This is a genomic window from Janthinobacterium sp. EB271-G4-3-2 (genome assembly GCF_020858035.1).
Lineage (GTDB): Bacteria > Pseudomonadota > Gammaproteobacteria > Burkholderiales > Burkholderiaceae_D > Janthinobacterium > Janthinobacterium aestuarii.
Genome location: NZ_JACYMG010000002.1, coordinates 30,689 through 41,214, shown reverse-complemented (window position 1 = coordinate 41,214; position 10,526 = coordinate 30,689). Strand labels below are relative to the sequence as shown.

Annotated in this window: 12 protein-coding genes; 7 read left to right on the top strand and 5 right to left on the bottom strand. The window is 58.9% G+C overall.

The window, feature by feature from the left end:
• Positions 1-3 precede the first annotated feature (3 nt).
• The 3 genes from IGS55_RS05175 (at position 4) to IGS55_RS05165 (ending at position 1,771) form a co-directional block, all read left to right on the top strand.
• Positions 4-396: a type II secretion system protein gene (locus IGS55_RS05175; protein ID WP_230515355.1), complete on the top strand. Its 393-nt coding sequence runs from the start codon at positions 4-6 to the stop codon at positions 394-396.
• A 5-nt stretch (positions 397-401) separates the two neighbouring features.
• The gene (locus tag IGS55_RS05170; protein ID WP_230515354.1) at positions 402-1,052 is read left to right on the top strand and encodes a type II secretion system protein; all 651 of its coding nucleotides are present in this window, start codon (positions 402-404) and stop codon (positions 1,050-1,052) included.
• 239 nt (positions 1,053-1,291) lie between these two features.
• Positions 1,292-1,771, top strand: coding sequence for an FxDxF family PEP-CTERM protein (locus IGS55_RS05165; protein WP_230515353.1), 480 nt, complete (start codon positions 1,292-1,294; stop codon positions 1,769-1,771).
• Positions 1,772-1,949: 178 nt separating this feature from the next.
• Here IGS55_RS05165 and murJ read toward each other — a convergent pair whose 3' ends face one another.
• Positions 1,950-3,497: a murein biosynthesis integral membrane protein MurJ gene (gene murJ / locus IGS55_RS05160; protein WP_230515352.1), complete on the bottom strand. Its 1,548-nt coding sequence runs from the start codon at positions 3,495-3,497 to the stop codon at positions 1,950-1,952.
• A gap of 297 nt (positions 3,498-3,794) precedes the next feature.
• Here murJ and rpsT point away from each other — a divergent pair, with 297 nt between their 5' ends.
• Complete coding sequence (rpsT, locus tag IGS55_RS05155; protein ID WP_010395935.1) at positions 3,795-4,061, top strand: 30S ribosomal protein S20; 267 nt, start codon at positions 3,795-3,797, stop codon at positions 4,059-4,061.
• 168 nt (positions 4,062-4,229) lie between these two features.
• Here rpsT and IGS55_RS05150 read toward each other — a convergent pair whose 3' ends face one another.
• From IGS55_RS05150 to IGS55_RS05140, 3 genes are all read right to left on the bottom strand, one after another.
• Complete coding sequence (locus IGS55_RS05150; protein ID WP_230515351.1) at positions 4,230-4,673, bottom strand: DUF192 domain-containing protein; 444 nt, start codon at positions 4,671-4,673, stop codon at positions 4,230-4,232.
• A 132-nt stretch (positions 4,674-4,805) separates the two neighbouring features.
• On the bottom strand, positions 4,806-5,084 hold the full coding sequence (locus IGS55_RS05145; RefSeq protein ID WP_230515350.1) for a hypothetical protein: 279 nt from the start codon (positions 5,082-5,084) through the stop codon (positions 4,806-4,808).
• 109 nt (positions 5,085-5,193) lie between these two features.
• Positions 5,194-5,757 (bottom strand): pseudouridine synthase, encoded by a 564-nt coding sequence (locus IGS55_RS05140; RefSeq protein ID WP_092715225.1) that lies wholly within the window; start codon positions 5,755-5,757, stop codon positions 5,194-5,196.
• A 283-nt stretch (positions 5,758-6,040) separates the two neighbouring features.
• Between IGS55_RS05140 and icd the strand changes: the two genes are divergently transcribed.
• Positions 6,041-7,294 (top strand): NADP-dependent isocitrate dehydrogenase, encoded by a 1,254-nt coding sequence (gene icd / locus IGS55_RS05135; protein WP_230515349.1) that lies wholly within the window; start codon positions 6,041-6,043, stop codon positions 7,292-7,294.
• Between the two features lie 89 nt (positions 7,295-7,383).
• On the opposite strand, the gene cspE is transcribed toward icd, so the two are convergent.
• Positions 7,384-7,587, bottom strand: coding sequence for a transcription antiterminator/RNA stability regulator CspE (gene cspE, locus IGS55_RS05130; protein ID WP_010395943.1), 204 nt, complete (start codon positions 7,585-7,587; stop codon positions 7,384-7,386).
• 321 nt (positions 7,588-7,908) lie between these two features.
• Between cspE and clpS the strand changes: the two genes are divergently transcribed.
• Positions 7,909-8,211 carry an ATP-dependent Clp protease adapter ClpS gene (clpS, locus tag IGS55_RS05125; protein WP_034751577.1) on the top strand — a complete coding sequence of 101 codons (303 nt, stop codon included), beginning with the start codon at positions 7,909-7,911 and terminating at the stop codon, positions 8,209-8,211.
• On the top strand, positions 8,208-10,508 hold the full coding sequence (gene clpA / locus IGS55_RS05120; RefSeq protein ID WP_034751575.1) for an ATP-dependent Clp protease ATP-binding subunit ClpA: 2,301 nt from the start codon (positions 8,208-8,210) through the stop codon (positions 10,506-10,508). Before clpS ends, clpA begins: the two co-directional genes overlap by 4 nt.
• The last annotated feature ends 18 nt before the right edge of the window (positions 10,509-10,526 follow it).

Sequence of the window (10,526 nt, the reverse complement as noted above, 5' to 3'; positions counted from 1 at the left end):
ACCATGGCCGCTGAAAACACCCGAGTCCGCACACGCGGCTTTACCCTGATCGAATTGCTGGTGGTGCTAGGCATCGTGGCGTTGCTGCTGACCCTGGCCGTACCCCGCTACTTTCCCAGCCTCGACAAGGCGAAGGAAACCGTGCTGGCGGACAACCTGCGCAATCTGCGCACGACCATCGACCAGTTTCACGGCGATACGGGCCGTTATCCGGATTCGCTGGAGCAACTGGTGGAAAAGAAATACCTGCGCGCCATGCCCATCGATCCCATCACGGATAGCGACAGCAGCTGGCTCATCGTGCCGCCGCCCGACGATACGCCGGGCCAGGTGTATGACGTGAAAAGCGGCGCGCCCGGCAAGGACCGCAGCGGCACGCCGTTTGCCGACTGGTAGCGGCCATGCCTTGTCCTGCCCGCCGCCAGCGCGGTTTTACGTATCTGGGCCTGATTATCCTGGTGGCCATCCTGGGTCTCGTGGGGGCGGCCGGCCTGAAGATGGGTTCCTTGCTGCAGCGCCAGGCGGCCGAGCAGGAATTGCTCGACATCGGCGCGCAGTTTTCAGATGCCCTCTACAGCTATGCGGCCGCCACGCCGCCGGGCCAGCCGCAACAGCCGCCGACCTTGGCCGCCTTGCTGCGCGATCCCCGTACGCCCCAGCTGCGCCGGCATTTGCGCAAGCTGTTTGTCGATCCCATCACGGGCCGCGCCGAGTGGGGCTTGCTGTACCAGCCGGGAAGCAACGGCATCATTGGCGTGCACAGCCTGTCGCAGGCGGCGCCATTAAAGGTCGGCAATTTCGAGGCCAGGTTTGCCGGCTTCGAAGGCAAGGCGCATTTCTCGGAATGGCGCTTCATGGTCGATGCCCGGGTGTCATCCGTGCCGTCCGCGGGGCCGGCAGCTGTGCCGGCAAGTGATGAGGCCGGCATCGCGCCTGCCTTGCCGGTGTCACCGTTGTTTTCTCGCCCTGTTACTCCACCGCAAGACCAACCGCCATCAGAGCCAATTGAGCAGCCTGAATCGCAAAATTCCGCTGAAAACACTGCCGAGTAGGCGTTTTTACCTTAAAACGTGACAAAAATAAATGTATGCGTCGGTAACTATTTTTGTGTGGAAATTCATCGATAAAGGCAAATAGTTCATTTCGAAAATAGTTATCGCGGACGAAACTTAGATAAAATATTTATAAGTAATTTAATGCAATTATGCTACCATTCTGTTCGGTACTTCCGGTACTCAAATTATTGGTGGCCTGCGTATTGCAGCCATAAATTACTTTTTAAGGATAAACTATGAAATTGAAATTTATCGCTGCAGGCATCATGGCAGCAGCATCGTTCAGCGCATCGGCAGGCGATCAGATCCTGGATATCACCCCTGACGGCAATGTTCACACCTTCAACGCCGTTGTTGGCGATGGCATTTTGTCCGGTGGCCTGGATGAGATCATCCTGAGCGGCCTCGGTGCTGGCACGTACAACATCGGCTTGTCGATTACCGGCCAGAAGCTGACGTTCAATGCGCTCACGTCGAATCTGAACAACCAGTTGGGCGAAGCCTTCTCGGCTGGCGGCCTGAAGTTCTTCGGCGTGGAATACAGTGGTGTTGGTCCATTCAAACTGCAACTGTTCGGCACCGCCCTGGCTGGCGCCAACTACACCGGCACTTACACGGTGTCCGCAGTGCCAGAACCAGCAACCTATGGCATGCTGCTGGGTGGCTTGGGCCTGCTGGGCTTCATGACCCGTCGCCGCGCCAAAAAAGCTGCCTAAGCTTTCGTTGTAATGAAAAAAACCCGCTTCGGCGGGTTTTTTTTCGTCTTGCGTCAGTTCGGCAAGACGCAGGCAACAAGTCCTGCGTAATCTGGACAAGCTGCGCAGGAGCCGGCGCCAAGTCGAAGACAGTACGCTAGTACGGCAGGACGCGGGCAACAACGTCCTGCGCAGCTTGTCACGCGTGGCGCTTGAAATCGCGGAAGCGGAAGCCAACTATAAAGAGGGTGGCAAAGTACGCCACGCCGCACAGAGCCACCACCAGGGCCAGCGCGCCGGCCCGCAGCAGCGGATGGGCTTGCATGGCGATCCAGTCGATGCGTACGGCGCCCACATACGCCACGCCACCCATCACGATGAGTGCGGGCAGCAGGCGCAGGAAGAACTTGGCCCAGCCCGGTTTCGGCTGGTAGATGCCGCGCCTGCGCAAGCCCCAGTACAGGAAACTGGCGTTCAGGCAGGCGCCCAGGCCGATCGACAGGGCCAGGCCGGCCACGGCGATATACGGCACGAACAGCAGATTCATCAGCTGCGTGGCGATCAGCACGCCGATGGCGATTTTCACGGGCGTGCGGATGTCCTGGCGCGCATAAAAGGCGGGCGCCAGGGTCTTGACGAGGATGATGCCGATCAAGCCCAGGCTGTAGGCCACGAGCGGCTGCGTCGACATGGTCACGGATTCCGCCGTGAACTTGCCGTAGTGAAAGAGGGTGGCGATCAGCGGCGTGGCCAGGGTCGCCATGCCGACGGCGGCGGGCAGGGCCAGCAAAAAGGTCAGGCGCAAGCCCCAGTCGAGCAGGGCCGAGTATTCCGTCTTGTCGCCATCCACGTTCGCCTTCGACAGGCTGGGCAGCAAGATGGTGCCCAGGGCCACGCCCAGCATGGCGGTGGGGAACTCCATCAGGCGGTCCGCATACGACAGCCAGGAAATGCTGCCCTCGGCCAGGCGCGACGCGATGCTCGTGTTGATCATCAGGCTGATCTGCGCCGCCGAGACGGCGAACACGGCCGGTCCCATCTTCTTCAGCACGCGGCGCACGCCGCCGTCGGACAGGCCGATGGCGGGATTGATCGACAGGCGCGGCAGCATGCCGATCTTGATCAGCGCGGGAATCTGGATCGCCACCTGCAGCAGGCCACCGGCGAACACGGCAATGGCCATGGCGTAGATCGGCTGCTTCAAATAGGGCGCGAGGAACAGCGAGGCGGCGATGAACGACAGGTTCAGCAGCACTGGGGTGAATGCGGGAATCTTGAATTCGCGCCAGGTATTCAAAATGCCGCCGGCCAGGGCCACGAAAGACATGCAAGTAATATAAGGGAACATCAAGCGCGTCATCCACACGGCCGCGTCAAAAGCGCCCGCATCCTTGGTCAGGCCCGTGGCGATCACGTAGACGAACCAGGGCGCGCCGACGATGCCGATGGCGGACACGAGCAGGGTGGCCCAGACGAGCGTGGTGGCCACATGGTCGGCCAGTTGCTTGCTCGCTTCCTGGCCATGCTGATTCTTGTATTCAGACAAGATCGGCACGAAGGCTTGCGAGAACGCCCCCTCGGCAAACAATCGGCGCAACAGGTTGGGGATGCGGAAGGCAACAATGAAGGCGTCCGTGTAGGCGCCGGCGCCAAAGGCGCGCGCGAACAGGCTTTCGCGCAATAATCCGGTTACACGGGACAGCATGGTCATGCTGGAGATGGCGGCGAGGGTTTTAAGCAAGTTCATGGGGGCAGATTATAGCCGGGCGCGGTACCGTTAAACGGTTAAAATATGGTAACAATTGCCGCCGATTCGCCCTTGCCAGCCTCATTTTCACGTGTTTTTGGCGTGACACACGGTTTTTTGATTTGCCCCCGCTTGAAAATATCGCTATAATCGAAGGCTGTACAGAATTCTGTTACGCAGACACTAATGTTTGACAGGCACTGGTTTGGCACACATGGTTCGGCAGACGCACAGAACGCACCGGTTGGCAAACACTAATGTTTGCAAACGCACTTTGACCCTGTTTTAGGAAATTCCATGGCAAATACCGCACAAGCGCGCAAACGCGCTCGTCAAGCAGTTAAGCAAAACGCACACAATTCGTCCCAACGTTCGACCTTGCGCACGGCTATCAAAGCTGCTCGCAAAGCGATCCAGGGCGGCGACAAGGCAGCTGCTGCTGCAATCTTCCAAGCATCCGTGTCGACCATCGACCGTATCGCTGACAAGAAGATCATCCACAAAAACAAGGCAGCTCGCCATAAGAGCCGTCTGGCAGCTGCTTTGAAAGCACTGTCCGCTTAATATTCGCCAGCAGGCAAGCCACCACGGTGGCCTTGCCTGTGCCGGTACGCTGGCACTGGTTGAAAAGCAAAAACCCGCAGATTCGTTCTGGCGGGTTTTTTCGCGTTTTTTTGCCGTTTTTTGTACAGGTTTTTACGGCCGCGTTCGCCAGCGGCCGGCCGCGACGGCCTAGCGCGCCGCCGGCAAGTTGCCGATGCTCATGCCCGGCTTGATGTTCTTTTGTTTGAACCAGCCCAGATGCATTTCCAGCGCATAGCGCACGGGCACGGTCTTCGTGGAGCAATGGCTGTCGAGCGTGTGCGGCTGCATGTCTTCGATGTTGACAATCTTGCCGCTGGCATCGATAAAGGCCACCGACAGGGGCAGCGGCGTGTTTTTCATCCACATGCATTGCGTCGATGGGTTGTCAAAGACAAACACCATGCCCGCATTCGCCGCCATCTTTTCACGGTACATCAAGCCCTGTTCGCGCTGCGCTTCCGTGGCGGCCACTTCCGCCTGGATCAAATGCATGCCGGCCGACAGTTGCAAGCTCCTGGTTTGCGCCTGGGCCATGCTGGCGCAGGACAACAGGGCGATGGACAGACAGAGACGGCGCAGGCAATTTTTCATGGGGCGGGGCGGTGGCGATCGAAGCGGCGATTAAGCCATGCCGGCGGCCGCCTGGTCAAGCATGCTGCCTGGCCGCATCGAAAGCGTGGGGTTACAGCAACATGCTCGCCGTCGTAACCCCGGGAACCGCCCTTACTTCACGGGCTTGCCAGCTTCAGCGGCCGGCTGCTTCGTCTTGCGCGCCTGGGGAATCAGGCGTGGCGCATCCGTCGCGGCCGATGCGTTGGCGGAGGCCGACGCCGGCGGCACGGGCTTGCTGGCGTCGGTGGCGGCCGAGGCGTGGCTGGCTGCCGATGCCGCTGGCGGCTTGACGGCATCGGTCGCGGCGGATGCGTGCACCTGGGCGCCCGACTGGGCCAGTGCGGCGCCGGCAAGCAGGGAAGCGGCCAGGGTCAGTATTACTTTTTTCATCATCTTTCCTTTTTCGTCATGTTAAGGTCAGATGATTTTAATGCATTATCTAAAAATAAATAGTGCTTATTGGGAAATTTGGTGCCGCCGCCGTCCTTTCTTGTGCTGCTTAGGCCTTGCCAATATTCTCGGCCGGCACTTCGCACCATTCGCCGGGCATCAATGGATGGCTGGCCAGCGAGAACGGGCCGATGGCGCTGCGCACCAGGCGCAGGGTGGGCAGGCCGACGGCCGCCGTCATGCGCCGCACTTGGCGGTTTTTTCCTTCTTTCAAGGTGATCGCCAGCCACGAGGTCGGCTTGTCGGCACGCGCGCGGATCGGTGGATTGCGCGGCCACAGCCAGTCCGGCTCGGCGATGCGCACGGCCTTGCACGGCTTGGTGATGAAGTCGCCCAGGTCCAGCGGCGCCTGCAGGCGCGCCAGGCTGGCCGCATCGGGCACGCCGTCGACCTGCACCAGGTAGGTTTTCGCTTCCTTGCGGTCCGGGTGGCTGATTTCGTGCTGCAGGCGGCCGTCGTCCGTCAGCAGCAGCAAGCCTTCGCTGTCGGCGTCGAGCCGGCCGGCCGGGTAGATGCCGGGGATGGTGAGATGGTCGGCCAGGGTGGCGCGGCCCTCCTGCGGCGAAAACTGGCACAGGACCTGGAATGGTTTATTGAAGAGGATGAGTGGCATGCTGGTAGGGGAATTGATGTAAACGATGGTGGCTGCTGGTCGGCGCCGCAAAAGCGTGGCGCCCTGTAAGATACTGGTGCATAATGTGAAATGTTAGTCTTATGTCTTATAGAAGACTATGGCGATGCGCTTCTTTGGCGATGCGGATGGCCCGGGTGTTCTTTCCCTGCTAAAGTGCGTTGTTGCCGCCCTGTTCGGACTTGTTTTTGTAAACTCTGCAACCGCAGAGCGCGTCGCCGGCCTGTGTTGCCCGCCAGCGGTGTGTCCCACTTCGGAGATCACGATGTATCAACATATCACTGTACCTGCTGACGGGCAAAAAATCACCGTCAACGCCGATTTTTCGCTGAATGTACCAGATAATCCCATCGTTCCCTTCATTGAAGGCGATGGCACGGGCATCGATATCAGCCCGGTCATGATCAAGGTGATCGACGCTGCCGTGGCCAAGGCCTACGGCGGCACGCGCAAGATCAGCTGGATGGAAATCTACGCAGGCGAAAAATCGACGAATGTGTACGGCCCCGATGTGTGGCTGCCGGAAGAAACACTGGAAGTGCTCAAAGATTACGTGGTTTCCATCAAGGGCCCGTTGACGACGCCCGTCGGCGGCGGCATCCGCTCGCTGAACGTGGCCTTGCGCCAGCAGCTCGATCTGTACGTCTGCCTGCGCCCCGTGCGCTACTTCACGGGCGTGCCGTCGCCCGTGAAAGAGCCGGAAAAGACGGACATGGTGATTTTCCGCGAAAACTCGGAAGATATCTATGCCGGCATCGAATACCGGCAAGGCTCGCCCGAAGCCAAGAAATTGATGGATTTCCTCGTCAATGAAATGGGCGTGACGAAGATCCGCTTCCCGGCCACGTCGGGCCTGGGCATCAAGCCCGTCTCCATCGAGGGCACGGAGCGCCTCGTGCGCAAGGCCATCCAGTACGCGATCGACAATGACAAGCCATCCGTGACGATCGTGCACAAAGGTAACATCATGAAGTACACGGAAGGCGGCTTCCGCGACTGGGCGTATGCGCTGGCGCAAAAGGAATTCGGCGCCGAGCTGATCGATGGCGGTCCATGGTGCAAGTTCAAGAATCCGAAGACGGGCCGCGACATCATCGTCAAGGATTCCATCGCTGACGCGTTCCTGCAACAGATTCTGCTGCGTCCGGCCGAATACAGCGTCATCGCCACCCTGAATTTGAACGGCGATTACATTTCCGACGCGCTGGCGGCGCAAGTGGGCGGCATCGGCATCGCACCGGGCGCCAACCTGTCCGACTCCGTCGCCATGTTCGAAGCGACGCACGGCACGGCGCCGAAGTACGCGGGCAAGGATTACGTGAATCCCGGTTCGCTGATCCTGTCGGCGGAAATGATGCTGCGCCATATGGGCTGGCTGGAAGCGGCCGACCTGATCATTTCCTCGATGCAAAAGTCGATCGCCTCGAAGCGCGTCACCTACGATTTCGCCCGCCTGATGGAAGGCGCGACGCAAGTGTCGTGCTCCGGTTTCGGCGACGTGATGATCGAGCACATGTAACTGGAGGGCAGGGTGCCGCGCACCCTGCGGGCGAAAAAAAACCCCGCTTCAAGGAAACGGGGTTTTTCACATCTGAGGGCCGGCGATGCTTAGGCTGCCTGGATGTTGGAAGCTTGCTTGCCTTTAGGGCCTTGCGTGACTTCGAATTGAACTTTTTGACCTTCTTTGAGGGTCTTGAAACCGTTCATGTTGATTGCGGAGAAATGAGCAAACAAATCTTCGCCGCCATCATCTGGAGTGATGAAGCCAAAACCTTTGGAATCATTGAACCACTTAACTGTACCTGTTGCCATAAAAAGAACTTTCAAAATTAAAACAAATCACACGAGCCATAAAAGCAAGAAGCTTCTTGCCCCCTCCTCGACGTCTCACTTCTTATCAAGCTGTACATTACTGCAACAGTCGATACAGCATTGTTGGCGGAATAAATAATGAAGTCAAGCGCTTTTCCATCGATATTGCCAAATTCTTCACGACAACCAAAAAAGCAACTCTTGATTTTGGCGGCAAGGTCGCCATCTGCGCACTATTAAGAAAACGCGTAAGATTGAAAACAATTGGAAAGGCGTAGATATTGCGCATGACAACCACTGTGAAAGCATTAGAATAAGCGTATGGCAACCAAGCACGACACAGAAACCCTGCTGGAGCGGCAAGTGCTGAAGCCGCCACCGCTCTACCAGGTGGCCTTGCTCAATGACGACTACACCCCGATGGAATTCGTGGTGGCCATCATTCAGGAGTATTTCAACAAGGACCGTGAAACGGCGACGCAAATCATGCTCAGTGTTCACCGCTACGGCAAAGGAGTGTGCGGCGTGTTCTCTAAAGATATAGCGTGTACCAAAGTGGAGTTCGTTTTAACGCATGCGCGCAAGGCGGGGCATCCCCTGCAGTGCGTGATGGAGGAAGTATGATTGCGCAGGAATTAGAAGTAAGTTTGCACATGGCGTTTGTCGAAGCTCGGCAGGCACGGCACGAATTCATCACGGTTGAGCATTTACTGCTGGCACTGCTGGACAATCCCTCCGCTGCCGAGGTGTTGCGTGCCTGCGCGGTCAATATAGAAGACCTGCGCAAGACCCTCACCAATTTCATCGGCGATAACACGCCGACCGTGCCTGGCACGGGCGAAGTCGACACCCAGCCGACGCTTGGTTTCCAGCGCGTGATTCAGCGCGCCATCATGCACGTCCAGTCCGCCTCGAACGGCAAGAAGGAAGTCACGGGCGCCAATGTGCTCGTGGCCATCTTCGGCGAAAAGGATTCGCATGCTGTTTACTACCTGCACCAGCAGGGCGTGACGCGCCTGGACGTGGTCAATTTCATCTCGCACGGCGTGCGCAAGGACCAGTCGACGGAAAGCGCGAAAGCCTCCGAAGGCGTGGAAGAAGCGCCCGTCGATGGCCAGCCGAAGGAAAGCCCGCTCGACCAGTTCACGCAAAACCTGAACAAGGCCGCTGCCGAAGGCAAGATCGATCCGCTGATCGGCCGCGAGGAAGAAGTCGACCGCGTGATCCAGATCCTGTGCCGCCGCCGCAAGAACAATCCGCTGCTCGTCGGCGAGGCGGGCGTGGGCAAGACGGCCATCGCCGAAGGGCTCGCTTACCGCATCACGCAAAGCGACGTGCCGGAAATCCTGCAGAATGCCGTCGTGTATTCGCTGGACATGGGCGCCTTGCTGGCCGGTACCAAATACCGCGGTGACTTCGAACAGCGCCTGAAAGCCGTGCTGAAACAATTGAAGGACAATCCGAACGGCATCCTGTTCATCGACGAGATCCACACCATCATCGGTGCGGGCTCGGCGTCGGGCGGCACCCTGGACGCGTCGAACCTGCTGAAACCGGCACTGGCGAATGGCCAGCTGAAGTGCATCGGCGCGACCACGTACACGGAATTCCGCGGCGTGTTCGAGAAAGACCATGCGCTCTCCCGCCGCTTCCAGAAAGTGGACGTCAACGAGCCGACCGTCGAGCAAACCGTGCAAATCTTGCGCGGCCTCAAATCGCGCTTCGAAGAGCACCATGGCGTGAAATACTCGGCCTCGGCCCTGTCGACGGCGGCCGAACTGGCGGCGCGCTTCATCAACGACCGCCATTTGCCCGACAAGGCGATCGACGTCATCGATGAAGCGGGCGCGGCGCAGCGCATCTTGCCGAAGTCGAAGCAAAAGAAAACCATCGGCAAGGCCGAGATCGAGGACATCATCGCCAAGATCGCGCGCATTCCGCCGCAAACGGTCAACCAGGACGACCGCAGCAAGCTGCAGACGATCGACCGCGACTTGCGCAATGTCGTGTTCGGGCAAGATCCGGCCATCGACGCGCTGGCTTCGGCCATCAAGATGGCCCGTGCCGGCCTGGGCAAGACGGACAAGCCGATCGGCTCCTTCCTGTTCTCCGGTCCGACCGGCGTCGGCAAGACCGAGGTGGCCAAGCAATTGGCGTTTATCCTCGGAATCGAGCTGATCCGTTTCGACATGTCGGAATACATGGAACGCCATGCCGTCAGCCGTCTGATCGGCGCGCCGCCGGGCTACGTCGGTTTCGACCAGGGCGGCCTGCTGACGGAAGCGATCACCAAGAAACCGCATGCGGTCTTGCTGCTCGATGAAATTGAAAAAGCCCATCCGGACATTTTCAATATTCTGCTGCAAGTGATGGACCACGGTACCTTGACGGACAACAATGGCCGCAAAGCCGATTTCCGCAACGTGATCATCATCATGACGACCAATGCGGGCGCGGAAAGCTTGCAAAAGACGTCGATCGGCTTCACCAATTCGAAGCAGGCTGGCGACGAGATGGCCGACATCAAGCGCATGTTTACGCCGGAGTTCCGCAACCGTATCGACGCGACCATCAGTTTCCGCGCGCTGGACCAGGAAATCATCCTGCGCGTGGTCGACAAGTTCCTCATGCAGCTGGAAGAGCAGTTGCACGAGAAAAAGGTCGAAGCCGTGTTTACCGAGAAGCTGCGTGCTTTCCTCGGCAAGAAAGGCTTCGATCCGCTGATGGGCGCGCGGCCGATGGCGCGCTTGATCCAGGACATGATCCGCAAGGCCCTGGCCGACGAGCTGCTGTTCGGCCGCTTGGTCACCGGTGGACGTGTCACCGTCGACCTCGACGACAAGGACCAGGTCTTGCTGGAATTCCCGGAACCGCCGGACGCGGCGCCGACGGCTGCGCCGGAAACGGTGGAAGTGGAATAAACTTCCTGCCGTCAACGA

Coding starts and splice junctions, on each gene's coding strand:
- icd (WP_230515349.1), top strand. CDS start 6,041: ATGTATCAACATATCACTGTACCTGCTGACGGGCAAAAAATCACCGTC.
- IGS55_RS05165 (WP_230515353.1), top strand. CDS start 1,292: ATGAAATTGAAATTTATCGCTGCAGGCATCATGGCAGCAGCATCGTTC.
- clpA (WP_034751575.1), top strand. CDS start 8,208: ATGATTGCGCAGGAATTAGAAGTAAGTTTGCACATGGCGTTTGTCGAA.
- IGS55_RS05170 (WP_230515354.1), top strand. CDS start 402: ATGCCTTGTCCTGCCCGCCGCCAGCGCGGTTTTACGTATCTGGGCCTG.
- IGS55_RS05145 (WP_230515350.1), bottom strand. CDS start 5,084: ATGAAAAAAGTAATACTGACCCTGGCCGCTTCCCTGCTTGCCGGCGCC.
- cspE (WP_010395943.1), bottom strand. CDS start 7,587: ATGGCAACAGGTACAGTTAAGTGGTTCAATGATTCCAAAGGTTTTGGC.
- IGS55_RS05140 (WP_092715225.1), bottom strand. CDS start 5,757: ATGCCACTCATCCTCTTCAATAAACCATTCCAGGTCCTGTGCCAGTTT.
- clpS (WP_034751577.1), top strand. CDS start 7,909: ATGGCAACCAAGCACGACACAGAAACCCTGCTGGAGCGGCAAGTGCTG.
- murJ (WP_230515352.1), bottom strand. CDS start 3,497: ATGAACTTGCTTAAAACCCTCGCCGCCATCTCCAGCATGACCATGCTG.
- IGS55_RS05150 (WP_230515351.1), bottom strand. CDS start 4,673: ATGAAAAATTGCCTGCGCCGTCTCTGTCTGTCCATCGCCCTGTTGTCC.
- IGS55_RS05175 (WP_230515355.1), top strand. CDS start 4: ATGGCCGCTGAAAACACCCGAGTCCGCACACGCGGCTTTACCCTGATC.
- rpsT (WP_010395935.1), top strand. CDS start 3,795: ATGGCAAATACCGCACAAGCGCGCAAACGCGCTCGTCAAGCAGTTAAG.